The sequence below is a fragment of the Bacillus methanolicus MGA3 genome (assembly GCF_000724485.1).
Classification (GTDB): Bacteria; Bacillota; Bacilli; order Bacillales; family Cytobacillaceae; genus Bacillus_Z; species Bacillus_Z methanolicus_A.
In genome coordinates this window covers 2,538,817-2,563,977 of the sequence record NZ_CP007739.1, presented here as the reverse complement: position 1 = coordinate 2,563,977, position 25,161 = coordinate 2,538,817, and the positions used below count along the sequence as shown (strand labels likewise).

At 40.0% G+C, this 25,161-nt stretch carries 23 protein-coding genes, 1 tRNA gene, 1 riboswitch and 1 other annotated feature; of the genes, 22 read left to right on the top strand and 2 right to left on the bottom strand.

Going from position 1 to position 25,161, the window contains the following annotated elements; all coding sequences use genetic code 11:
- Positions 1-75 precede the first annotated feature (75 nt).
- From BMMGA3_RS12410 to BMMGA3_RS12390, 5 genes are all read left to right on the top strand, one after another.
- Entirely contained in the window at positions 76-849 is a 774-nt protein-coding gene (locus BMMGA3_RS12410; protein ID WP_003347522.1) for an electron transfer flavoprotein subunit beta/FixA family protein, read from the top strand.
- Between the two features lie 19 nt (positions 850-868).
- Positions 869-1,864 (top strand): electron transfer flavoprotein subunit alpha/FixB family protein, encoded by a 996-nt coding sequence (locus BMMGA3_RS12405; RefSeq protein WP_272942194.1) that lies wholly within the window; start codon positions 869-871, stop codon positions 1,862-1,864.
- A gap of 183 nt (positions 1,865-2,047) precedes the next feature.
- On the top strand, positions 2,048-2,362 hold the full coding sequence (gene trxA, locus BMMGA3_RS12400; protein WP_003347524.1) for a thioredoxin: 315 nt from the start codon (positions 2,048-2,050) through the stop codon (positions 2,360-2,362).
- A gap of 180 nt (positions 2,363-2,542) precedes the next feature.
- Positions 2,543-4,315, top strand: coding sequence for an excinuclease ABC subunit UvrC (gene uvrC, locus BMMGA3_RS12395; RefSeq protein ID WP_003347526.1), 1,773 nt, complete (start codon positions 2,543-2,545; stop codon positions 4,313-4,315).
- A gap of 69 nt (positions 4,316-4,384) precedes the next feature.
- Positions 4,385-4,564, top strand: a riboswitch (Lysine riboswitch).
- A 152-nt stretch (positions 4,565-4,716) separates the two neighbouring features.
- Positions 4,717-5,952, top strand: coding sequence for an aspartate kinase (locus tag BMMGA3_RS12390; RefSeq protein WP_003347528.1), 1,236 nt, complete (start codon positions 4,717-4,719; stop codon positions 5,950-5,952).
- A gap of 154 nt (positions 5,953-6,106) precedes the next feature.
- On the opposite strand, the gene BMMGA3_RS12385 is transcribed toward BMMGA3_RS12390, so the two are convergent.
- Positions 6,107-6,562, bottom strand: a complete 456-nt coding sequence (locus BMMGA3_RS12385) for a YslB family protein (protein WP_003347530.1) — start codon at positions 6,560-6,562, stop codon at positions 6,107-6,109.
- 368 nt (positions 6,563-6,930) lie between these two features.
- Between BMMGA3_RS12385 and BMMGA3_RS12380 the strand changes: the two genes are divergently transcribed.
- From BMMGA3_RS12380 to BMMGA3_RS12365, 4 genes are all read left to right on the top strand, one after another.
- The gene (locus BMMGA3_RS12380) at positions 6,931-7,542 is read left to right on the top strand and encodes a succinate dehydrogenase cytochrome b558 subunit (RefSeq protein ID WP_003347535.1); all 612 of its coding nucleotides are present in this window, start codon (positions 6,931-6,933) and stop codon (positions 7,540-7,542) included.
- 56 nt (positions 7,543-7,598) lie between these two features.
- On the top strand, positions 7,599-9,359 hold the full coding sequence (sdhA, locus tag BMMGA3_RS12375; protein WP_003347538.1) for a succinate dehydrogenase flavoprotein subunit: 1,761 nt from the start codon (positions 7,599-7,601) through the stop codon (positions 9,357-9,359).
- A gap of 3 nt (positions 9,360-9,362) precedes the next feature.
- On the top strand, positions 9,363-10,130 hold the full coding sequence (sdhB, locus tag BMMGA3_RS12370; protein ID WP_003347540.1) for a succinate dehydrogenase iron-sulfur subunit: 768 nt from the start codon (positions 9,363-9,365) through the stop codon (positions 10,128-10,130).
- Positions 10,131-10,413: 283 nt separating this feature from the next.
- Positions 10,414-10,638: a helix-turn-helix domain-containing protein gene (locus BMMGA3_RS12365; protein WP_003347541.1), complete on the top strand. Its 225-nt coding sequence runs from the start codon at positions 10,414-10,416 to the stop codon at positions 10,636-10,638.
- A 104-nt stretch (positions 10,639-10,742) separates the two neighbouring features.
- Here BMMGA3_RS12365 and BMMGA3_RS12360 read toward each other — a convergent pair whose 3' ends face one another.
- Positions 10,743-12,155 (bottom strand): short-chain fatty acid transporter, encoded by a 1,413-nt coding sequence (locus tag BMMGA3_RS12360; protein ID WP_003347542.1) that lies wholly within the window; start codon positions 12,153-12,155, stop codon positions 10,743-10,745.
- 242 nt (positions 12,156-12,397) lie between these two features.
- Here BMMGA3_RS12360 and BMMGA3_RS12355 point away from each other — a divergent pair, with 242 nt between their 5' ends.
- The 13 genes from BMMGA3_RS12355 (at position 12,398) to BMMGA3_RS12295 (ending at position 25,154) form a co-directional block, all read left to right on the top strand.
- On the top strand, positions 12,398-12,856 hold the full coding sequence (locus BMMGA3_RS12355; RefSeq protein ID WP_003347543.1) for a MarR family winged helix-turn-helix transcriptional regulator: 459 nt from the start codon (positions 12,398-12,400) through the stop codon (positions 12,854-12,856).
- A 10-nt stretch (positions 12,857-12,866) separates the two neighbouring features.
- Positions 12,867-13,664 carry a glutamate racemase gene (gene racE, locus BMMGA3_RS12350; protein WP_003347544.1) on the top strand — a complete coding sequence of 266 codons (798 nt, stop codon included), beginning with the start codon at positions 12,867-12,869 and terminating at the stop codon, positions 13,662-13,664.
- Positions 13,665-13,904: 240 nt separating this feature from the next.
- Positions 13,905-14,978: a GerMN domain-containing protein gene (locus tag BMMGA3_RS12345; RefSeq protein WP_003347546.1), complete on the top strand. Its 1,074-nt coding sequence runs from the start codon at positions 13,905-13,907 to the stop codon at positions 14,976-14,978.
- Positions 14,979-15,110: 132 nt separating this feature from the next.
- Positions 15,111-15,881 (top strand): ribonuclease PH, encoded by a 771-nt coding sequence (gene rph / locus BMMGA3_RS12340; RefSeq protein ID WP_003347547.1) that lies wholly within the window; start codon positions 15,111-15,113, stop codon positions 15,879-15,881.
- Complete coding sequence (locus BMMGA3_RS12335; protein ID WP_003347548.1) at positions 15,882-16,493, top strand: XTP/dITP diphosphatase; 612 nt, start codon at positions 15,882-15,884, stop codon at positions 16,491-16,493.
- Complete coding sequence (locus tag BMMGA3_RS12330) at positions 16,490-17,008, top strand: metallophosphoesterase (protein WP_003347549.1); 519 nt, start codon at positions 16,490-16,492, stop codon at positions 17,006-17,008. The genes BMMGA3_RS12335 and BMMGA3_RS12330 overlap by 4 nt, the downstream gene beginning before the upstream one ends.
- A gap of 136 nt (positions 17,009-17,144) precedes the next feature.
- A tRNA-Arg gene (locus BMMGA3_RS12325) sits at positions 17,145-17,218 on the top strand.
- 379 nt (positions 17,219-17,597) lie between these two features.
- Positions 17,598-18,386, top strand: a complete 789-nt coding sequence (locus BMMGA3_RS12320) for a COG4705 family protein (protein WP_237712817.1) — start codon at positions 17,598-17,600, stop codon at positions 18,384-18,386.
- A 700-nt stretch (positions 18,387-19,086) separates the two neighbouring features.
- Complete coding sequence (ilvE, locus tag BMMGA3_RS12315) at positions 19,087-19,992, top strand: branched-chain-amino-acid transaminase (protein ID WP_003347564.1); 906 nt, start codon at positions 19,087-19,089, stop codon at positions 19,990-19,992.
- 4 nt (positions 19,993-19,996) lie between these two features.
- Positions 19,997-20,257, top strand: a binding site (T-box leader).
- Positions 20,258-20,340: 83 nt separating this feature from the next.
- Complete coding sequence (gene ilvB / locus BMMGA3_RS12310) at positions 20,341-22,056, top strand: acetolactate synthase large subunit (protein ID WP_003347567.1); 1,716 nt, start codon at positions 20,341-20,343, stop codon at positions 22,054-22,056.
- Positions 22,053-22,571, top strand: coding sequence for an acetolactate synthase small subunit (gene ilvN / locus BMMGA3_RS12305; protein WP_003347569.1), 519 nt, complete (start codon positions 22,053-22,055; stop codon positions 22,569-22,571). Before ilvB ends, ilvN begins: the two co-directional genes overlap by 4 nt.
- Before the next feature lie 35 nt (positions 22,572-22,606).
- The gene (ilvC, locus tag BMMGA3_RS12300) at positions 22,607-23,629 is read left to right on the top strand and encodes a ketol-acid reductoisomerase (RefSeq protein WP_003347570.1); all 1,023 of its coding nucleotides are present in this window, start codon (positions 22,607-22,609) and stop codon (positions 23,627-23,629) included.
- The gene (locus BMMGA3_RS12295; protein ID WP_003347572.1) at positions 23,616-25,154 is read left to right on the top strand and encodes a 2-isopropylmalate synthase; all 1,539 of its coding nucleotides are present in this window, start codon (positions 23,616-23,618) and stop codon (positions 25,152-25,154) included. The genes ilvC and BMMGA3_RS12295 overlap by 14 nt, the downstream gene beginning before the upstream one ends.
- Positions 25,155-25,161 lie beyond the last annotated feature (7 nt).

Sequence of the window (25,161 nt, the reverse complement as noted above, 5' to 3'; positions counted from 1 at the left end):
GTCTATTGTTGCTTTAACTTAAATTTTTTTAATCTTTCGAACTGATAAACTTTTTGATAATTTAGGAGGGTAAACATGAACATCTTTGTATTGATGAAGAGAACATTTGACACTGAAGAAAAGATCACCATCTCCGGCGGCAAAATCAATGAGGATGGCGCTGAGTTCATTATCAATCCTTATGATGAGTATGCAATTGAAGAAGCGATTCAAGTCCGCGATGCTCACGGCGGCGAAATTACTGTCATTTCCATCGGTAATGAAGAAACAGAAAAGCAGTTGCGTACAGCATTAGCTATGGGAGCCGATAAAGCTGTATTAATTAATACAGAAGATGATATTAAGAATGGCGATCAGTTTACAACTGCTAAAATTTTGGCTGAATATTTGAAAGATAAAGAAGCAGATTTAATTCTTGCTGGAAACGTAGCCATTGACGGCGGCTCAGGACAGGTTGGACCTCGCGTTGCTGAATTGTTAAATATTCCGTACGTAACGACTATTACAAAGCTTGAAATCGAAGGACGAAATGTAACCGTTGTCAGAGATGTAGAAGGAGACTCAGAAGTGATTGAAACAAGCCTACCGCTTCTTGTGACTGCTCAGCAAGGTTTAAATGAACCGAGATACCCATCTTTACCGGGAATCATGAAGGCGAAGAAAAAACCGCTCGACGAATTGGAACTTGATGATCTTGATCTAGAAGAAGATGATGTTGAAGCGAAGACAAAAACAATTGAAATTTATCTGCCGCCTAAAAAAGAAGCAGGAAAGGTTCTTGAAGGGGATATTGCAGATCAAGTGAAAGAACTCGTTCATCTTCTACACACTGAAGCTAAAGTAGTCTAAACGTGAACTTGACAATTAAATGCAGGAGGTAAAACAAATGGCGAGAAAAGTATTAATATTAGGCGAAGTCCGTGACGGTTCATTACGCAACGTTTCTTTTGAAGCAATTGCAGCTGCAAAAATGGTTGCAGAAGGCGGCGAAGTTGTCGGAGTATTAATTGGCGAAGCTGTAAGCGCTTTAGGAGTTGAATTGATCCATTACGGAGCTGACCGCGTAGTTGTAGTTGAAGATGAAAAATTAAAACAATATACACCGGATGGATATTCTCAAGCATTAATGGCAGTAATTGAATCAGAAAATCCAGAAGGCATTGTTTTCGGACATACGGCATTGGGTAAGGATTTATCGCCGAAAATTGCCAGTAAACTAAACTCTGGCTTAATCTCAGATGTTACAGGAATCGAAGAAGCAGGCGGCAACTTAGTGTTCACAAGGCCAATATACTCCGGAAAAGCCTTTGAAAAGAAAATTGTGACTGACGGATTGATCTTTGCAACCATTCGTCCTAACAATATCCCCCCACTTGAAAAGGATGAATCACGGACTGGAGAGGTTACTTCGTTATCTGTCGATATTAAAGACTTACGTACAATCATCAAAGAAGTTGTTCGTAAAGCAAGTGAAGGCGTCGATTTATCAGAAGCCAAAGTTATTGTTGCTGGCGGGCGCGGAGTGAAAAGCGCAGAAGGTTTTGAGCCTTTAAAAGATCTTGCGAGAGTACTTGGCGGGGCTGTTGGTGCTTCCCGCGGTGCGTGTGACGCTGACTATTGCGATTACTCTTTACAGATAGGTCAAACAGGAAAAGTGGTAACACCTGATCTTTATATCGCTTGTGGCATTTCAGGTGCTATTCAGCACTTAGCTGGAATGTCCAACTCGAAAGTAATTGTAGCAATTAACAAAGATCCGGAAGCAAACATCTTTAAAGTTGCTGATTATGGAATTGTCGGAGATTTGTTCGAAGTTGTTCCATTGCTTACAGAAGAATTTAAAAAGCTAAAAGTTCGCTCTTAATATTCAAACGAGCGGTATTGCACTCGTTATTGCAGTGGAATTTCTTGTTTCGCAAAAAGCTTTTTTGGAAAGAATAGTTGAAGAAATAAAAGTTAAAACGAAGCAAATCATTAGAAAGAAATGATAAACGGTGATATACTTTCGTTAATTAATATTTCATTAGAACATTAGGAGGCATGTAAAATGGCGATAGTAAATGCAACAGATCAAACATTTTCTGCAGAAACAAGTTCTGGATTAGTACTTGCAGATTTCTGGGCTCCATGGTGCGGTCCTTGTAAAATGATTGCTCCTGTATTGGAAGAGCTCGACCAAGAAATGGGAGACAAAGTTAAAATCGTTAAAATTGATGTAGATGAAAACCAAGAAACAGCTGCTAAATTTGGCGTGATGAGCATTCCTACTTTAATCGTTTTTAAAGACGGTGAAGTAGTGGATAAAGTGATTGGATTCCAGCCAAAAGAAGCACTTGCAGAAGTCTTAAATAAACACGCTTAATAGAAAAATTTTAACTTGGATAGAAGTCTTTTAAAGAGGTTGACCCAACGTTGCTAAAAAGTAGCAAAGGTCAGCCTTTTTCTTTTGCTATCAAATAGCCGCATTTTAAAATTAGTTTTTGTTGATATTGAGTTTAAGTTATATTATATAAATGGAAAAATACATCAGGGGGTGAACAAGATGAATGAAACAATAAGGAATAAACTCGCTCTTTTGCCGGATCAGCCCGGCTGTTATTTAATGAAAGATCGGCAAGGAACGATTATTTACGTCGGAAAAGCGAAAGTGTTGAAAAATCGGGTTCGCTCCTATTTTACCGGGTCCCATGATGGTAAAACACTTAGGCTTGTAAATGAAATTGAAGACTTTGAATATATTGTAACATCTTCAGATATTGAAGCTCTAATCCTTGAGATGAATTTAATTAAAAAACACGATCCGAAATATAATGTCATGCTGAAAGATGACAAAAGCTATCCGTTTATCAAATTAACCGGTGAACGTCATCCAAGGCTTATTACGACCAGAAAAGTAACAAAAGATAAGGGAAAGTACTTTGGACCTTACCCGAACGTTCAAGCTGCGAATGAAACAAAAAAACTGCTTGATCGGATTTATCCGCTGCGAAAATGCTCAACACTTCCGGACAGGGTTTGTTTGTATTATCATATGGGACAATGTCTTGCCCCTTGTGTAAAAGAAGTCGAAGAGGAAGAGTACAAAGCAATTACCGATGAAATTACAAGATTCTTGAATGGCGGATATAAAGAGATCAAACAGGAACTGGCTGAAAAAATGATGGCAGCTGCAGAAGAGCTTGATTTTGAACGGGCAAAAGAATATCGAGACAAAATTGCGCATATTGAAACGACAATGGAAAAACAAAAAATGACGCTGACAGATTTCACCGACAGGGACGTATTTGGATATGCCGTCGAAAAAGGCTGGATGTGCGTTCAAGTATTTTTTATAAGGCAAGGAAAATTGATCGAACGTGATGTTTCATTGTTCCCGCTATATCACGAACCTGAGGAAGAAATTCTTACATTTATGGGGCAATTTTATACGAAAACAAATCACTTTAAACCAAGAGAAATTTTAGTTCCAGACTCAGTAGATACAGACATGGCGGAGAAGCTTCTTGAAGTAAAAGTTTTAAAACCAAAGCGGGGCCAAAAGAAAGAGCTTGTAAAATTGGCAGAGAAAAATGCAAAGATTGCCTTGCAGGAAAAGTTTTCGCTAATTGAACGGGATGAAGAGAGAACGATAAAAGCCGTTGAAAATTTAGGCCGTCAGCTTGGAATTTATACACCTCATCGGATTGAAGCTTTTGATAACTCGAACATTCAGGGAACAAGCCCCGTTTCTGCTATGGTTGTCTTTATTGACGGCAAACCTGAGAAAAAAGAATATCGAAAATATAAAATTCAATCTGTACAAGGACCTGATGATTATGAATCAATGAGGGAAGTTGTTCGAAGAAGATATACGAGAGTTTTAAAAGAAAGTCTTCCATTGCCTGATTTGATTATTATTGATGGAGGAAAAGGCCATGTTGAAGCTGCCAGGGATGTACTTGAGAATGAGCTTGGGCTGGAAATTCCAATTGCCGGCCTTGCAAAAGATGAAAAGCATAAAACTTCACAGCTTTTATTTGGAGAGCCTTTAAGTGTTATAAATCTAAAACGGAACAGCCAGGAATTCTATTTGCTGCAGCGAATCCAAGATGAAGTGCACAGATTTGCGATTACTTTCCACCGTCAATTGCGGGGGAAAAATGCTTTTCAATCGTTATTGGACGATATACCAGGAATTGGTGAAAAACGGAAAAAACTGCTTCTTAAACAATTTGGTTCCGTAAAAAAAATGAAGGAAGCAACAATGGCGGAAATTACATCTGTCGGCATTCCGGCAAATGTTGCAAAAGAATTGATGAAAAAGTTGCATGAATGACATTGTCATAAATCAGGTCGTATGCTATACTGAAAAAAATTTTATAGTGTAATCACTTTAGAGCATTAAAGTGAAGATAGAGGTGCGAACTTCATCAGTAAAAGCTTGGAGAAGAATGAGCTTCAATGAAAAGCTTTGAAAGGGAACGTTCGCCGAAGTGAAGAAAAACTCATTTTTTTCTTTGCTGGTCCTGCATTTAAGAGATGCCGGATTGTCAAGGCGGTGCCGCCTTGGAGAGCTATCTCACTGTGTCTGCGTATTTTACTACGTTATCCACAGCAATGAGGTAGCTTTCTCATTGCTGTTTTTTATTAAATTAAAAACAGCTTCATTGAGAAAGCTAGTTATACATAAAATGGCGGCACTTCTTTGATTAATTTCATAGAAAGAAGGGAAAAAAAGTGGGATTAATTGTCCAAAAGTTTGGCGGAACATCTGTTGGCTCCGTTGAGCGCATCTTAAACGTTGCCAATCGGGTAATTGAAGAAAAAAAGAACGGAAATGACGTTGTTGTGGTTGTTTCTGCAATGGGGAAGACAACAGATGAGCTTGTCGATTTAGCAAAACAAATTTCAGCACATCCACCAAAGCGCGAAATGGATATGCTTCTTACAACCGGAGAGCAAGTGACGATTTCGCTTTTGGCTATGGCATTGAATGAAAAAGGCTATGAGGCCATTTCCTATACTGGATGGCAGGCAGGAATTACAACTGAACCTGTTTTTGGGAACGCGAGAATATTAAATATCGAAACCGAAAAAATTCAAAAACAGCTAAACGAAGGAAAAATTGTCGTAGTTGCCGGCTTCCAAGGTATTGATGAGCACGGAGAAATTACGACTCTTGGGAGAGGCGGATCCGATACTACGGCTGTAGCACTTGCTGCGGCTTTGAAAGCCGAAAAATGTGATATTTACACCGATGTTACTGGAGTTTTTACTACAGATCCGCGCTATGTAAAGTCGGCTAGGAAGCTTGCTTCTATTTCATATGATGAAATGCTTGAACTTGCGAATCTTGGTGCGGGCGTCCTTCATCCAAGAGCAGTAGAATTTGCGAAAAATTACGGAATTACTTTGGAGGTGCGCTCCAGTATGGAACGAGAAGAAGGGACGATCATTGAGGAGGAAGTAACAATGGAACAAAATCTTGTTGTCCGGGGAGTAGCTTTTGAAGATGAAATCACTCGAGTAACAGTTTTTGGATTGCCAAACTCATTAACGAGTTTATCTACTATTTTTACGACACTTGCTCAAAATCGCATTAATGTTGATATCATCATCCAAAGTGCAACTGATGCTGAAACAACAAATTTATCTTTTTCCATAAAGAGCGACGATTTAGAAGAAACAATGGCCGTCCTCGAAAACAATAAAAATTTGCTTAACTACCAAGGGATTGAATCGGAAACGGGATTAGCAAAAGTATCGATTGTCGGTTCAGGAATGATCTCTAACCCTGGAGTCGCAGCTAAAATGTTTGAAGTGCTTGCTTTAAATGGAATCCAAGTGAAAATGGTCAGCACTTCAGAAATAAAAGTATCGACGGTTGTTGAAGAAAGCCAGATGATCAAGGCAGTAGAAGCGCTTCATCAAGCATTTGAACTGTCGGGATCCGCTGTTAAATCGGAACGCTAACGCCTATATTATAAAGAAAAACTTGAGGCTGACCCATAAGGTCCTGGCTCGCGTTTGCAGTTACTAAATATTGTAGAAACAGTAATCATGTTTTTTAATATTTAGTAACTGAGAGTGCCTGGCTCTTAGTCTTGGGTCAGCCTTTATCCATAAATCATGGCTTTACGACGTCTTTTTTGTCCCACTTAACCGTTATTAGCACCTTTGATCCCTTTTTACGAGGGTGTTCAAACGCTTCAGCAATTACTTTTTTTTGCTGTTCAATTTGCTGGGCAATAAATCCCGCTTCCAACTGAAAAGAGATATCTTTTTTTGACTGCAGTCTTTGAGAAATTAAGCCGCCTGTTAATTCTACTTCAAGTTCGTTATTGGATTCATTTGTTATTATCAGAGTTCCCCAGCTTGCTTTCTGAAAAAAAACGCACACTTCATCGAAATTTTCTAACGGGAATTGCCTCGCCAATCGTTTCCCAGCCCAATACAAAATTTCGGGTGCATCATTTCCAAGCAGCTCTGGCAGAAGAATATCTCGTATTAATTCATAACCGAAAGCAGAAACAACAGGAGAATCTGTATCCGTCGGTTTCGTTGTCGCTGATAATTCACTCAATGGTCTCCCCTCTTTCTATGAATATATTATATACAATTTACATGCAAAAATAGCACATATTTATAGAAAAAGAGTAGAAGTGAAAGATAATTTTTTTGTTATTTTAATATAATTAAATTTTCATCCGAAAATTTAGAGATAAAAGATGCTGCAAATAATATTCATAATATCAATATATTTCAAAAAAATTTTATTTTTTTAAATGAATTTTTGTATCCGTTTTCTTGACGCTCTTTGTTGATGGGAGTAAAATGAACATGTCACATAAATGTAAAAAATATTTATACAATGATGATGAGGTTGTGTTCCGACAGAGGGGAGCGGAGAGAGAACCTGAACATCAGTCAAAAACCAAGGAGGATAAGTTCGTGGCAGGAAATCGAGAATTTTTTAACCGCAGGCTTCATTCATTGCTCGGGGTAATTCCGGTGGGGCTATTCCTTACACAGCATCTTGTAGTAAACCATTTTGCTACTGGAGGAGAAGAATCTTTCAACAGAGCTGCTCATTTTATGGAGAGTCTGCCATTCCGTCTTTTCCTCGAAATATTTGTTATTTATTTACCGCTTTTGTATCATGCAATTTACGGACTTTATATTGCATTTACTGCGAAAAATAATGTAAGTAGATTTGGATTTTTTCGGAACTGGATGTTTTTGCTCCAGCGCGTTTCCGGGGTCATTACACTTATTTTCGTTACATGGCACGTATGGGAAACACGCGTTGCAGCAGCTTTAGGAGCAGAAGTTAACTTCCAGATGATGGAGAATATTTTATCATCTCCGTTCATGTTCTGGTTTTATTTAATTGGTGTGATTTCTGCTATATTCCATTTCGCGAATGGATTATGGTCATTCCTGGTTAGCTGGGGAATTACAGTATCGCCTCGTTCCCAACAGATCTCAACATATGTAACGTTAGGAATCTTTGTTGCTCTATCAATTGTTGGAATTCGTGCGCTTACAGCATTTATTCAATAGAAGACTCAGGATAATAGAACGAAAAATGGACGGACTACGAATAGGAGTGAGCCTCAATGAGTAAAGGAAAGATTATTGTAGTCGGCGGCGGTCTGGCTGGCTTAATGGCAACGATCAAAGTTGCTGAAGCAGGAACTCCGGTAGAGTTGTTTTCTTTAGTACCGGTTAAACGTTCTCACTCTGTTTGTGCCCAGGGTGGGATTAATGGAGCTGTTAATACAAAAGGAGAAGGCGACTCTCCATGGAAACATTTTGACGATACAGTTTATGGAGGAGATTTCCTTGCTAACCAACCTCCGGTAAAAGCGATGTGTGAAGCGGCGCCAGGGATTATTCATTTAATGGACCGGATGGGTGTTATGTTTAACCGTACTCCGGAAGGATTATTGGATTTCCGCCGTTTTGGGGGAACACTGCATCACCGCACAGCATACGCAGGAGCAACAACTGGACAGCAGCTGCTTTATGCATTGGATGAGCAGGTACGCAGGCATGAGGTGGCAGGTCTTGTTACGAAATATGAAGGATGGGAATTCCTTGGAGTAGTTTTAGATGACGAAGGAATCTGCCGCGGAATTGTAGCTCAAAATTTGACTAGCATGGAAATTAAGGCATTTCCAGCGGATGCGGTTATTATGGCAACTGGCGGACCGGGGATTATTTTCGGCAAATCAACGAACTCTGTTATTAATACCGGCTCAGCTGCTTCGATTGTATATCAGCAAGGAGCTTACTATGCGAACGGGGAATTTATTCAAATCCACCCGACAGCGATCCCGGGGGATGACAAGCTTCGCCTCATGAGTGAATCTGCGCGCGGTGAAGGTGGACGTGTATGGACTTATAAGGACGGTAAGCCATGGTATTTCCTTGAGGAAAAATATCCGGCATACGGAAACCTTGTTCCGCGTGACATTGCAACAAGGGAAATTTTCCATGTATGCGTTGATTTAAAACTTGGAATCAACGGAGAAAACATGGTATATCTCGATCTTTCCCATAAAGATCCAAAAGAACTTGACATTAAGCTAGGTGGAATTATCGAAATCTACGAAAAGTTCATGGGTGAAGACCCTCGCAAAGTGCCAATGAAAATTTTCCCTGCCGTTCACTATTCAATGGGCGGTCTGTGGGTTGATTATGATCAAATGACAAATATTCCAGGATTATTTGCAGCCGGTGAGTGTGATTATTCACAACATGGTGCAAACCGCCTTGGAGCAAACTCGTTATTATCTGCGATTTACGGCGGTATGGTTGCCGGACCAAATGCGATCAGATACATTAACGGTTTAGAAAAGAGTTCTGATGCTATTTCTTCTTCATTATTTGACCGATATGTGAAGCAAGAAGAAGAAAAGTGGAATCATATTTTGTCTCTTGATGGTACAGAAAACGCTTACGTACTTCATAAAGAGCTTGGTGAATGGATGACTGATAACGTAACCGTTGTCCGCTTCAATGATAAGTTGTTAAAAACAGATGAGAAAATCGTTGAGCTATTAGAGCGTTATGAAAATATCAATATTAATGACACTGCTAAATGGAGCAACCAAGGTGCAGTCTTTACAAGACAACTGAAAAATATGCTGCAATTAGCACGAGTTATTACATTAGGGGCATATAACCGTAATGAAAGCCGGGGAGCCCATTATAAGCCTGAGTTCCCTGAACGTGATGATGAAAATTTCTTAAAAACAACGATGGCAAAGTTTGTTGACGAACAATCAGCGCCTGCTTTCCATTACGAAGATGTAGATGTATCCTTGATCAAGCCTCGTAAACGTGATTATTCGAAAAAGAAAGGGGAACAATAAGGCATGTCTGAGACTAAAACAAAAACTGTGCGTTTCATCATCACACGCCAAGATAATCCTGATTCAGCCCCTTACGAAGAAGAATTTGAAATTGCTTATCGTCCGAATATGAATGTTATATCCGCTTTAATGGAAATTCGCCGGAACCCGGTGAATGCCAAAGGCGAAAAAACAACACCGGTAACTTGGGATATGAACTGTTTGGAAGAAGTATGCGGAGCTTGCTCAATGGTCATTAATGGAAAACCGCGGCAATCCTGTACAGCTCTTATAGATCAGCTGGAACAGCCGATCCGCCTTGAGCCAATGCGGACATTTCCAGTTATTCGTGATTTACAGATTGATCGGAGCCGCATGTTTGATTCATTGAAGAAAGTGAAAGCATGGATTCCAATTGACGGCACATACGACCTTGGACCTGGTCCGCGCATGCCGGAGAAAAAACGCCAGTGGGCATATGAGTTATCTAAGTGTATGACATGCGGTGTTTGTCTTGAAGCATGTCCAAATGTAAACAGCAAGTCAAACTTTATCGGTCCTGCTCCATTATCGCAAGTTCGCTTATTTAATGCCCACCCAACAGGCGCAATGAACAAAGCAGAACGCCTTGAGGCAATCATGGGAGACGGAGGTCTTGCTAACTGCGGTAACTCACAAAATTGTGTTCAATCATGTCCTAAAGGCATACCTTTAACAACTTCAATTGCAGCATTAAACCGTGATACAACAATCCAGGCCTTCCGTAATTTCTTTGGAAGCGACGAAGTTTAACAATCAAGAGGCTGATCCAAAATAAGAGCTAGGCTCTCATGGGTCAGCCTTATTTTGTGTGCAATAAGTTAAAATGAGACATTGTACCTTGAAAATGTGAAAACTGCTTGCTGATCATCTGGAATTTAAGATAAGAGGATAAGCTTCTGCACATTTTTCATAAAACCCTCATCCTTTCAGCGAATATAGTCACTCTGTTTCATTCATTCACATATGATATGGTGACTAAATATATACCCACCCCGCGGTTCATAGCTGGCGAAGGCAAGGAGGGTTACAATACTTGAAGGAAAATGAATATACGCACAAACCGTTACTCACGAAAAGAGAAAGGGAAGTATTCGAACTGTTAGTACAGGATAAAACAACTAAAGAAATAGCTAGTGAATTATTTATAAGCGAAAAAACGGTTCGGAATCATATTTCAAATGCAATGCAAAAGCTTGGTGTTAAGGGGCGTTCACAAGCTGTTGTAGAGCTCCTTCGAATGGGAGAACTAAAGCTTTAATCTAAACCGGCTATCCTTTTGGGAAGCCGGTTAAAACATTTTATTGGAGGATAAAATAAGATATTAAATATTGCAGTATTAATATACTAATATTGTTCATTGAATTATTGGAAGATCGGTGGTTCATACGGCAATGTTTTTGCCAAAATCCAAACTAAGAAAAGTACAACCGGAATATGGAAGATCAATTGTAAAATAGAATATCCAGCAAGATCTCTTGCTTTAACACCCATGATACCCATTAATGGTAACATCCAGAAAGGATTTATCAAGTTGGGCAGAGCTTCTGTCGCATTATATACTTGTACAACCCATGCCATGTTGACATGTAATTCTTTTGCGGTTTCAAGCAAGTATGGAGCTTCAACGATCCACTTCCCTCCGCCTGATGGGAGAAAAAGCCCAAGAAGAGCTGAGTAGATTCCGACAATGATCGGAAATGTATTTTCAGTTGAGATGGATAGAAAGAACTTCACTAATTTTTCAGTTAGTCCTGAGTTCATTAAAACTCCGAAAATCCCTGCATAAAGAGGAAATTGTATCAGTACACCGCCAGTTGCAGGAATCGATTTTGCGACGGCATTCAAGAAGTTTCTAGGTGTCCAATGCAAAAGCAAACCTAACATTAAAAACATAAAATTATAATTATTAAGATCAAGTGCAGAGACCGGTCCTTTATTTTTTATTGTGTGAATGATATAAAATGAACCGATAAGAACTAAAACAAGGGTTAAAAATGGACTGTATTCTAACCACTCTCCCGGCTTTTCAGCTCTGGATTTCACTTCCGAAGTTTCCATTTTACCGTAATCAATACCAGCCATTTCGGCAGTCTTCGCCTTCACCTCACTCGGGGCAGATAAAAAAGCAATTCCAACTGACAAAATGATCAGAACAACGATCATGATCAAATTTTGCCAAGTGAAAATCGTTTCTGACATTGAAATCGTACCGCTGATTTCGTATAATGCGGAAGGGATTGAAGCTTTCGTTGCCATCAACAATGCTGCTGAAGAAGAAAGTCCTAACGCCCAAACACTACCGAGCCCGAGGTATCCTGCAGCGCCGATCGCCCGGTAATCGACACCATCTACTTTCTTGTTAATTTCCCTAATAAGGATTCCGCTGAAAATCAAGCTAAAACCCCAACTTATTAGAGATGCAGCCATGGAAAAGAAGGCTACAAAGGCAACTGCACCCTTTGGTGTCTTAGGGATGTGAGAAAGCCTGATAATTAGTTTATGAACGGGTTTTGAAGTAGCTACGACGAAACCGGTAATAATGATAAAAGCCATTTGCATAGCAAAAGGAATTAGATCCCAAAAATGGGCACCAAAATCGACTCCAATGTCAACAAGAGTTCTTCCCATAATAAGAGCAACAACTGAAATGAAAACAACTGCAACCGCAGCAAAAATAAAAGCATCCGGGAACCACTTTTCACTCCAATTTGCAAGTGAGAAACCTATGCGGGCAATGAGCCCATCTTGATTTGCATTTGTTTCCTTATTCTTCATACATCACACGCCTTTCATAATTAAAGTGCCGCAGAGAAATCTTTCATTCTTATATTATTAGTTCTAAATATTTTAAATGACAAAAAATTCTGTTGATTATCCTTGTGTTTACAAGCATGAAAAGACTAATTCAAACTAAAAAATAACAAAGCCAATTTTTCCTTCTTGAAATTTAATGAAAAAAGATAGAAAATAAGAGAAGCCGTGAGAATCGTGAAAGAGTAAATGGGAGTTGTGTTGAAATGAGGCTGGAAGATTTGCGAAAAAACGATGGAGCAGAAATTGTAGCAGATATTGAAAAAGAATTACGATACATATCCGGCATAATTAAACAAAAGGGAAGAGAGATTTTAAGCAATTATACCATTACTCCTCCCCAGTTTGTGGCGCTGCAATGGCTTTTTGAAGAAGGTGACATGACAATCGGTGAACTCTCAAATAAAATGTATCTTGCATTCAGCACAACTACAGATCTCGTTGACAGGATGGAAAAAAATAAACTCGTTATGAGGGTAAAGGATCCAAATGACAGGAGAGTCGTCCGCATTCATCTCCTTGAAGAAGGCGGCAGGATCATTGAAGAAGTAATCAAAAAAAGACAGGCATATTTGCAGGAAGTATTAAGAAATTATTCAGTTGAAGAAGTAATTGCACTGAAAAATAATTTAACAAGATTGCATCAAGATATGCGTGAAGAATGAGGCGAGATGTTTGAAACAACCAATAGGCATCATAGATTCGGGAGTTGGCGGATTGACGGTTGCCAAAGAAGTCATGCGTCAGCTGCCGAATGAACAGATTTTCTATCTTGGGGACACAGCACGGTGCCCTTATGGTCCGAGGACAAGTGAAGAAGTAAAAACATTTACTTGGCAGATGACCAGATTTTTGCTTGAGAAAAATATTAAAATGCTCGTTATTGCGTGCAATACAGCTACAGCTGTCGCCCTCGATGAAATTCGTCGAGAGCTGCCGATCCCGGTTATCGGGGTAATTTATCCCGGAGCAAGAACTGCAATAAAAGTAACAAAAAACCGAAGAATCGGAGTTATTGGCACAGAAGGAACCGTTAGAAGCAGGGCTTATGAGAAGGCATTGAAATCTATAAATCACCAAGTAACGGTCAAAAGCCTTGCCTGTCCGAAATTTGTCCCACTTGTTGAGAGCGGTGAATATTTCGGACCGGTGGCCAAAAAAATTGTTGCCGAGACTTTACAGCCCTTAAGAAACAAAGATCTTGATACGCTTATATTAGGATGTACCCATTATCCTCTTTTAGAGCCTTTAATAAAAAATTTCATGGGAAAAGGCGTAAATGTAATCAGTTCAGGTGAAGAAACGGCAAGGGAAATGAGTACGATTCTTCATCATAACGGGCTCCTGCGTGAAAGCAAAGAAGAGCCGGTCCATCAATTTTTTACGACAGGCTCAACAGGCATTTTCACAAAAATTGCTTCCCAGTGGCTTGGAAAACCGATTGAAAACGTAAGTATGATAAAGCTTGGATAAAGTGGCTGACTCATAAGGGCCGGACTCCCACTGTATTAGAGGGGTCTGGCCCTTTACATTTTATACGGTGTCTTATCTAGATGGCTCATCTATCGTGGCGGCTAATATGCCATGGAGGATTGAGCCAGTTTTTTTTTGCGAAAAATTCCTTGTGAAAATATTCATTTTTTTTGTGAAAGGCGGTCTATTTTATTCGAAAGCTCGTATACATGTAGTACAAACTGTATCAGGAGGGATATTATGTCTATAAATAAAAAAACAACCCTTGTATTTGCTGTTTTTCTTTTATCAGTTATTTTGTCAGGTTGCGGGTTGTTAAGCCGTGAAGCGAAGAAGATAGATCCGCCTCAAGATGTAAGTTATTTAGAAGAGGGAGAAACAGCGGTAACAAAAGAAAAAGGCGCTAAAGAGAAAGAAACAGCCGGACAAGAAAAAGCGGTGGAAGAAACAGTTAAAACAGAGCTTTACTTAATTGATAAAGATGGATATGTTGTTCCGCAAACATTGGCTCTTCCAAAAACGAAAAGTGTAGCGAAACAAGCGCTCGAATACCTAGTTGATCAAGGGCCGGTTTCAGAACTTCTTCCTAATGGATTCAGGGCTGTATTGCCGGCTGATACGAAAATGACGGTAAAAATAAAAGATGGGACGGCTGTTGTTGATTTCTCCAAAGAATTTGCCAACTACAAACCAGAGGATGAATTAAAAATCCTGCAGTCTATTACATGGACGTTAACTCAATTTGATTCTGTTCAAAAAGTAAAAATCCAAATGAACGGAAAAGAGTTAACAGAGATGCCGGTTAACGGAACCCCAATCAGCGGAGAGTTAAGCAGAAAAGATGGAATAAACATGGATACGACTGATGTGGCAGACATTACAAATTCGAAAGCTGTAACCGTCTATTATCTTGGCGGGGATGAAGATTCTTATTATTATGTTCCTGTCACTCGTCGTGTAGAAAATACGGAGAAAGACAGCATTGTAGCAGCAGTTTCTGAACTGATTAAAGGGCCGGGAAATGGCTCGCCTCTACTAAGCGAAATCAATCCGGATGCAAAGCTATTGGATAAACCAAAAATGGAAAATGGAAATGTTACTTTAAATTTTAATGATGCTATTTATGGAAGCTTTAAAGATAAAATGATTTCCCAGCATGTGTTGAACTCGCTCGTTCTTTCTTTAACAGAACAAAAAGGAATTGAAAGCGTATCAATAAAGGTGAAGGGAAAAACAGAAATAGTAAATGAAAACGGCGAAAAGCTTACAGAACCTGTATCCCGTCCTGAAAAAGTGAACACAGGTAGTTTTTAATAAATCATTTTTGCTATACTATATTATGACAACGTAAGAGGTTGGCATTTCATGCCGCCTCTTCTTTAATGCTGAAAAGCGTTTGGCAGTCTTTTTAAATTTAGGCATTGCCAAACTGAAGGAGGACTTTACATGCGTGTTGATGGCCGAGAATCAATGCAATTAAGAACGATACATATTGAACCGAATTTTTTGAAACATCCTGAAGGCTCTGTCCTTATTACAGTTGGAGACACGAAAGTTATTTGTACGGCAAGTATTGATGATAGGGTTCCGCCGTTCATGCGCGGGGAAGGAAAAGGATGGATTACGGCAGAATATTCGATGCTTCCAAGAGCGACTGAACAAAGAAACATAAGGGAATCTTCAAAAGGCAAAGTGTCAGGCCGCACGATGGAAATTCAGCGGCTGATCGGCCGAGCTTTACGGGCAGTTGTAGATTTAGAGAACATTGGAGAAAGAACAATTTGGCTTGATTGTGACGTTATTCAAGCAGATGGCGGGACAAGAACTGCAGCGATTACCGGTGCGTTTGTAGCTATGGCTATGGCACTCTATAAGCTTTATGAAAAAAAGTCGCTTGGAAAGTATCCCGTAAATGATTTTCTTGCAGCAACAAGTGTAGGGATTCTCGAAAATAAACAAATTGTATTGGACTTGAATTATGTAGAAGACTCAAAAGCGGAAGTAGATATGAATGTAGTGATGACCGGAAGCGGGGAATTTGTTGAATTGCAAGGAACAGGTGAAGAATCTACCTTCTCCTATGGGCAATTGCAGGATTTATTGAAAGTAGCGCAGGAAGGGCTTATGGAATTATTTGAAATTCAACAAGAAGTGCTTGGAGATAAAATTTCAAACCTAATTAAACAAAATAGAGAAGGCAAAGAGAGGAAAAGTTAAGTGAAAGAGGTTATTATTGCCACAAAAAACAGAGGAAAAGCGAAAGAGTTTGAATCGATGTTCAAGTCAAAGGGTTTTCAGGTAAAAACCCTTCTTGATTATCCTGAAATAGGCGAAATTGAGGAAACGGGCTCAACGTTTGAAGAAAATGCTGTATTAAAGGCTGAAACTGTTTCTAAGCAATTGGGCAAGATGGTTATTGCTGATGATTCAGGCTTGATCGTAGATGCTTTAGACGGCAGGCCAGGCATATATTCGGCACGTTATGCAGGCGAGGAAAAAAACGATGAAGCAAACATGGACAAAGTACTTAAAGAGTTGGAAGGCGTCCGGGATAATGAACGGACTGCCAGGTTTTACTGTTCCCTTGCTGTTGCGTTTCCCAATCAGCCAACTTTACTATTTTCCGGTACATGTGAAGGCTTGATTTTGAAAGAAAGAAGAGGTACGAACGGATTCGGCTATGATCCGATTTTCTATGTAGTGGAGAAAGGAAAGGCAATGGCAGAGCTATCTCCGGAGGAGAAAAATCTAATCAGTCATCGTGCTAATGCCTTAAGAAAATTAGAAGAGCAGCTTGATATCGTTTTAGAAAGGGAAGAGAGGCCATGACCAAAATTCTGATTGTCAGTGACAGTCACGGGTCTAAAGTAGAGCTTGAAAAATTGCTTGAAAAGCACGGGGATGAAGTGGACATCATGCTTCATTGTGGAGACTCTGAGCTTTCAAGTTCTGACCCCATTTTGGAGCATTTTCGGGCGGTACGAGGAAATTGTGATTTTGATAGAAGGTTTCCTGAAGAAAGGCTTGAAGAAGTCGGTGACAGACAGATATTGGTTACTCATGGACACCGCTACTCTGTTAAAAGTTCTTTATTAAACCTCAGCTATCGCGGGAAAGAAGTGAACGCTGATATTATTTGCTTTGGACATTCCCATGTCCTTGGTGCTGAAATGATTGATGATATGTTGTTTATAAACCCGGGAAGCATTCTTTTGCCTAGGCTGCGCAAGGAAAGAACATACGTAATTTTAGAGCTGTCCGGAGAGTCGGCTTTTATGCATGTGTATGATATTGAATCAGGAGAAATGCCTGATTTATTTTCGGAATTTAGACTTCAAAAGTGATAGAAATATCATATGGAACATGAGGGAAGCAGATTTTCTTCCCTCATTCCATTGTTTTAAAAAATATTGCTGCTTAGTGTTGACAATTAATTATTAGGCTAATATAATAAAACTTGTCTTTGATATGATAACTCGTGTCCCAGTAGCTCAGCTGGATAGAGCAACGGCCTTCTAAGCCGTCGGTCGGGAGTTCGAATCTCTCCTGGGACGCTACATAATAAAGTGCTTTCCCGCACTTAATTCAACCTCTTATATCGTTTAGTGAAACAGTCAGTATAACGGTTATGTAAGAAATTACACCGTAATATTGACTTAATTGCTAACGATATAGGAGGTTTTTTGTTTTGACCAATGCATTAAACAGGGGTTTTGCCAAAGGAATTAAAGAAAATTAAAGACTTTTAATGGACTCTTAATCTAAATTTAATTAGATTTTTAGATGCATTTAATTGCAGCATATTAAAGTAGGGTATAGGTCTTTTAACCACTATTTTTAAAATAATATTAATAAACGAGTATTTGAAATTATTTTGGGACATATTTACGGTTCATCTATAACAAAAAGGAGATGAGTTCATTGGAAAAAAATATGGAGATAACCTCATCACTAGGGAGACAGATGTTAAACAAGGTTCCACAAGCCACGATATTCTTTTGGATTATTAAGATTATGGCAACGACGGTGGGAGAGACGGCCGCAGACTTCTTAAACTTTAAAATGAATTGGGGCTTAACCAACACGACCCTAGTCATGACTGTTCTCTTGGTCATCACATTGTTCTTCCAGTTTAGATCAAGGAAATATATGCCGACGATTTACTGGCTCGTGGTCGTGCTGATCAGCGTGGTCGGCACGCTAGTGACCGATAACCTTACGGACAACTTAGGAGTTCCTCTGCAAACGAGCACCATCATCTTCACCATATTATTGCTTGCAACCTTTGTGTTATGGTACTCGAGTGAAAAGACTCTATCTATTCACTCCATCTACACGACCAAGAGGGAAGCGTATTATTGGTTGGCCATCCTGTTCACCTTTGCATTAGGTACTGCAGCCGGTGACCTATTATCAGAGGATATGAATTTGGGTTACTTGAAGTCGGGGCTCATATTCGCAGCAATGATCGTGGCGGTAACAATCGCCTACTATTTCTTCAAGCTGAATGGTGTGCTGGCCTTCTGGATCGCCTATATATTGACCCGTCCTTTCGGTGCCTCTCTTGGTGACTTCTTGTCACAACCTTCCCATAACGGTGGCCTAGGTCTGGGTACGACAGGGACAAGCGCGATCTTCCTCGTAATAATCTTATGCTTAGTCATCTACCTGACCAAAACGAGAAGAGACGAGATACCGTTTGAGAAAACAGCTGAGGAGTAGAGCAAGGGCCGGCGGATTCAAGCGGGCTGGCGCAGGGCAGTGGGTGTTCATAAATCTGCTTGGCAAATGCACTATCTTTTTTCTTAAATTAAATGATGCTGTGCATTAGTTAAACTAAAAATGGTCTGACTTCCTCCAACCATGATAATATATAGAATGGTTTTGAATAGTGTTTGTCTATATATTGTATTGGAGGAGTCTGACCTTTTGTTTTATACGATGTCTTTTCTACTTTAACCCTAACCTTTATATTGGAAACGCTTCCTTAAATGTAAGAAAAAGTAACATAAATGGAGGATTTTTTCTATTAATACTGTGATGCGTTTTTCCCCTTTCCACGATAGCAAAATTCCCCTCTGATCACATAAAAATTCAAAAAAATTTTTTTCTCCAAAAAATATTAGCATGTCAATATTGTAAGCGGATACAACAAAACTGATAAATTGGAATTATCAAATAATTCACAAAAAGGCTATTGACTCTAAAATAAAATGAGCGTAAGATAATCCTCAAATAAACCGAACTTTCTGGCAATAAAGATCGGCAAAAACCGTTTCTGTACCAACTCATGATGTATAAAAATCATAATGTGAACGGCAAGTAAAAAGCTATATGGTTGCTTCCGTAATTGAAGTCTTTTTCAATTTAAATTTCAACAGTTTAAAGTGTTTGTTTATTACAGTATGGAGGTGCGTTTTTCGTGTCCGAACAATGGATATATTTAAACGGCGAATTTGTGACAAAAGAGAACGCCAAAATTTCGGTATATGATCATGGGTTTTTGTACGGAGACGGAGTTTTTGAAGGAATTCGCGTATACAGCGGCAATATCTTTCGAATGAAAGAGCATATGGATCGGCTCTATAGATCGGCAAAGTCGATTATGCTTGAAATTCCTCATACTCAGGATGAGTTAACAGAAATCATCGCTGAAACAGTGCAAAGAAACCGGTTCGAAGATGCCTATATTCGGGTTGTTGTCTCAAGAGGCGTTGGAGATCTAGGTTTAGATCCAAATAATTGTAAAGAAGCTAGCGTTGTTGTTATTGTCGAACCGCTATCTATTTATCCTAAAGAATTATATGAAAAAGGACTGGAAATTGTCACAGTAGCAACAAGGCGAAATAGGTCGGATGTATTAAGCCCTAAAGTAAAATCCTTAAACTACTTAAATAATGTACTCGTTAAAATCGAAGCTCATTTAGCGAACGTTAAAGAAGCGCTTATGCTAAATGATCAGGGCTATGTCGCTGAAGGATCGGCAGATAATATTTTCATCGTAAAAAACGGGGTTTTCATAACACCCCCTGGCTATGTTGGAGCTCTCGAAGGCATTACTAGAAACGCTGTAATGGAAATTGCTGAAGAGCTTGGCTACGAGGTGAAAGAAGAGCCGTTTACAAGACATGATGTTTATACGGCAGATGAGGTTTTCCTTACAGGAACCGCAGCTGAAGTTATTGCAGTTGTAAAAGTGGATGGCAGAGTAATCGGAGATGGTGTACCTGGCGTCCACACGAAAAAATTATTGGAAAAATTCAGGGAACGAGTAGTTAAAGAGGGAGTTAAAGTAAATTTTCAACAGGAAGCCCCGCATGTTAGCTAAATAATCTAAAGCGTTGAAGAGGATAAGTAGTTTTATGGACCGCCATTAACAGAGAGCCGGAGAAGCTGAGAACTGGCAATGGCACCATAAAATGAACTCACCTCCGAGCATTGGCTTGAAAGAGAATTCAAGTAGGGCCGGTCGGGTGCACGGCACCCGTTATCAAAACGAGCAGCAAAATTCTTGCTGTTCATGAGTGCACGCAAATTATGCGTGAATAAGGGTGGTACCGTGGAACAGGTTTCAAAGCCTTTTCACCCCTTAGGCCCAAGTGTAGTGGGCTGTTTGGGGGATGGAAGGGCTTTTTTCAATTCATTTTTAATCAGTGAATAATAGGAGGTCTCAAAAATGTTGCAGGAAACTGCCTTTACGGAAAAAAAGGCTGAAAAAAAGGCGATAAGTGGCGCAGAATTATTGCTTGAAGCACTGGTAAAGGAAAATGTTGAAGTAATCTTTGGATATCCGGGTGGGGCTGTTCTTCCGATTTACGATAAGCTTTACGATTCTAAGATCTTACATGTGCTCCCCAGGCATGAACAAGGAGGCATTCATGCTGCCGAAGGTTACGCAAGAATCACTGGGAAACCAGGGGTAGTCATTGCCACATCTGGTCCTGGAGCTACTAACATTGTGACCGGATTGACAGATGCCATGATGGATTCCTTACCGCTTGTAGTATTTACAGGGCAAGTAGCAACAGGAGTAATCGGGACGGACGCTTTTCAGGAGGCAGATATTCTCGGTATTACGACGCCAATAACCAAATACAATTACCAGGTTCGCAACATTGAAGACATTCCTCGGATCGTAAAAGAAGCATTTTATATTGCCTCGAGCGGAAGGCCGGGTCCGGTCTTAATCGATATTCCGAAAGATATGGCTGCGTCTGTTGCTGTTGTTCCAGATGATGTGGAAGTCAATTTGCCGGGATATCAGCCGAATACCCAGCCAAATTATTTACAGATTAGAAAATTAACAGAGGCAGTAAGCAGTGCAAAACGTCCGGTTATTTTAGCTGGTGCAGGCGTCCTTCATGCGAAAGCATCAGAAGAATTAAAGAAATATGCCGAACAGCAGCAAATCCCTGTTGTCCATACGCTCCTTGGTTTAGGAGGATTTCCGGCAAACCATCCTTTGTTTGTAGGAATGGCAGGTATGCATGGTTGTTATTCAGCCAATATGGCACTGTATGAATGTGATTTACTCATTAATATCGGGGCTCGTTTTGATGACCGGCTTACCGGAAACCTGCAGCATTTTGCCCCAAAGGCGACAGTTGCACATATTGATATTGATCCTGCAGAGATCGGCAAAAATGTTCCAACACAAATTCCGGTTGTTGCTGACGCCAAGGAGGCATTAACCCAGCTGATCGCTCAAGAAGGAAAGCGGCCAGAGAACACGGAATGGTTGAACACTATACAGGAATGGAAAACAAAGCATCCGTTCCACTATGAGAAAGATGCTACACTAAAACCGCAAAAAGTTATGGAGATGCTGTATGAGAAAACGAATGGCGACGCAATTGTTGTCACTGATGTTGGACAACATCAAATGTGGGCAGCTCAATATTATCCTTTAAAAAAGCCGGACAGATGGGTAACGTCTGGCGGTTTAGGAACAATGGGTTTTGGGCTTCCCGCAAGCATTGGAGCCCAGCTGGCAGACCCTGATGCATGTGTCCTTTCGATTTCAGGTGATGGCGGTTTTCAAATGTGCAGCCAGGAGCTTGCGGTTATTGCCGAACTACAGCTTCCGATAAAAATAATTATTCTTAACAACCAAGCACTCGGAATGGTCCGGCAATGGCAGGAGATCTTTTATCAATCCCGTTATTCACATAGTAAGTTTCCAACACTGCCTTCATTCGTGAAATTGGCGGAAGCATATGGAATAAAAGGCTATGAAATTCACACAGAAGAAGAAGCGGAAACAATCCTTGATCAAGTTTTGCATACTCGGGAGCCGGTTCTTCTCGATTTCCATGTAAATCCTGATGAAAATGTCTATCCGATGATCGCACCAGGAAAAGGGATTCATGAAATGGTAGGTGTTAAACAGTGAAGAGGATTATTTCCTTAACAGTTTTAAATCGTCCCGGTGTGTTAAACCGCATTACTAATCTATTTTCCAAACGGAATTACAATATCGAAAGCATTACAGTTGGACATTCGGAACAAGAAGGGGTATCAAGAATCACCTGTGTTGTTCACGTAGAAAATGACAGAATCATCGAACAAATTACAAAACAATTAAACAAACAAATTGATGTTATCAAAGTCACCGATATGAGTGATCAATCAATTGTAGCCCGGGAACTTGCGTTAATAAAAGTTCTTGCTCCGCCTCATACCAGAAGTGAAATCTATTCACTTATTCAACCGTTTCGGGCTTCTGTTATCGATGTGAGCAAAGACAGCTTGGTTATTCAAATTACAGGTGAAACTGAAAAGGTGGAGGCATTTATCGAATTGATAAAACCATATGGAATCAAAGAACTGGCAAGAACGGGTACGACGGCATTCCCGAGAGGAATCCAGCGTACATCAAATTCAGCCAAAACAATTTCTATCGTTTAATTAAATAAATTTAAAAAAGGAAAGGAAGATGTAACATGGCAAAAATGTACTATAACGGAGATGCAAATGAACAATATTTAAACGGGAAAAAGGTAGCAGTAATCGGGTACGGTTCTCAAGGACACGCCCATGCACAAAACATGCGTGACAGCGGAGTTGATGTTGTTATCGGATTAAGAAAAGGGAAATCATGGGAGAAAGCTGAACAAGACGGTTTTAAAGTTTATTCGGTTGGTGAAGCAACAGCACAGGCAGATGTGGTAATGATTTTGCTTCCTGATGAATTGCAGCCGAAAGTGTATAAAGAAGAAATCGAACCAAATTTAACAAACCAGGCTTTGATGTTTGCCCACGGATTTAACATTCATTTTAACCAAATTGTTCCGCCAAAAGAATGTGATGTATTGCTTGTCGCACCAAAAGGCCCAGGTCATTTAGTAAGAAGAACGTATCAAGAAGGGGCTGGAGTCCCTGCTTTGTTTGCCATTTATCAAGATGTTTCCGGAGAAGCAAAGGAACTTGCGCTTGCTTATGCAAAAGCAATTGGTTCTTTACGCGCAGGGGCTCTTGAAACAACATTTAAAGAAGAAACAGAAACCGATTTATTCGGTGAACAGGCTGTTCTTTGCGGCGGGCTTACAGCACTTGTTAAAGCAGGATTTGAAACGCTGACAGAAGCAGGTTATCAGCCGGAACTCGCTTATTTTGAATGTTTGCACGAACTTAAATTGATCGTGGATCTTATGTACGAAGGCGGCTTAGCCGGTATGCGCTACTCCATTTCAGACACAGCTCAATGGGGTGATTTCGTAAGCGGTCCGCGTGTTATAAACGATCAAGTGAAACAAGAAATGAAAGCTGTATTAAAAGATATTCAGGAAGGTAAATTTGCGAAAGGCTGGATTTTAGAAAACCAAGCGAACCGTCCTGTCTTTAACGCTATCAATGAGCGTGAAAAAGAACATCCAATTGAAAAAGTCGGAAGAGAATTAAGAAAAATGATGCCATTTGTTAATAAAGACAAAAAGAAAGAAGTGGTCGCGAGTGCGAAAAATTAAAATTTTTGATACGACTTTGAGAGACGGGGAACAATCAGCCGGCGTCAATTTGAATCAATCAGAAAAGCTTGAGATTGCCAGGCAGCTTGAACGGTTGAATGTCGATATAATCGAAGCCGGCTTCCCTGCCGCTTCGAAAGGGGATTTTGCTTCTGTAGAACAAATTGCCCAGACAGTAAAAAACTGTTCCGTTACTGGTTTAGCGAGATCAGTAATGGCGGATATTGATGCAGCATGGGAAGCATTAAAAGGGGGAGCAGAGCCGAGGTTGCATGTATTTATTGCAACCTCGCCGATTCACCGCCAATATAAACTCAAACAAACTGCTGAACAAGTAAAAGAAACGGCTGTTGCGGCCGTTAAATATGCGGCAAAGAAATTTCCAATTATTCAGTGGTCAGCAGAAGATGCCAGCCGGACTGAGCTTCCTTATCTTGCTGAAATTATCGAAGCAGTCATACAAGCTGGCGCCCATGTCATTAATATTCCGGATACAGTCGGCTACAGTACTCCGCAAGAATATGGGAACATTTTCCGTTATTTAAAAGAAAATGTTCCTTCCATTCATAAAGTCGAGCTATCATCCCATTGCCATGATGATCTAGGATTGGCAATTGCCAACGCCCTTTCTGCAGTCGAAAATGGCGCTACACAAGTTGAAGGGACGATAAACGGAATCGGCGAACGGGCAGGTAATGCAGCCCTTGAAGAATTAGCTGTCGCACTTTATATTCGAAAAGATCATTTTAATGCAGAGACTAGATTAAATTTAAAAGAAATAAGCAGAACAAGCAGCCTTGTCAGTAAACTGACTGGAATGGTTGTTCCGGCGAATAAGGCGGTAGTTGGGAAAAATGCGTTTGCTCATGAATCAGGAATACATCAAGATGGAGTTTTAAAAGAAAAGTCTACTTATGAAATTATCTCTCCTGACCTTGTCGGGTTCCAATCAAATTCACTTGTGCTCGGAAAGCATTCTGGCCGGCATGCATTTAAAAACCGATTAAATGAACTTGGTTTAGCAGTGCCTGATGAAGATATTGACCACTTGTTTAAAGTTTTTAAAGATTTGGCCGATCGAAAAAAAGAAATGACTGACGATGACTTAGCTGCGATTGTATTAGAAGAAAAACTTACAAAAGAAGAGCGTTTTTACGACTTGATTTCGATTCAGATCCAATATGGAACAAATCAAGTACCGACTGCTACGGTTACACTTTCAGGCCGTGATAATGAAATAATCCAAGAAGCCGGAACCGGTGCAGGCAGTATTGAAGCGTTATATAACACACTTGAAAAATGTATGAAAGAAAAAATTAATTTGCTTGATTATCGAATTCAATCAGTTGGAGCCGGCAGGGATGCACTCGCTCAGGTGTATGTCAAAATGCGCTATGCAGGAAAAGAAACAAGCGGAAGAGGGCTAGCTCAGGATGTTCTCGAAGCTTCAGCCAAAGCCTATCTAAATGCAGTCAATCGCGTCATATATGTTGGAGAAAAATCGGAAGTGGTTACTAGCAATTAATGTGGAA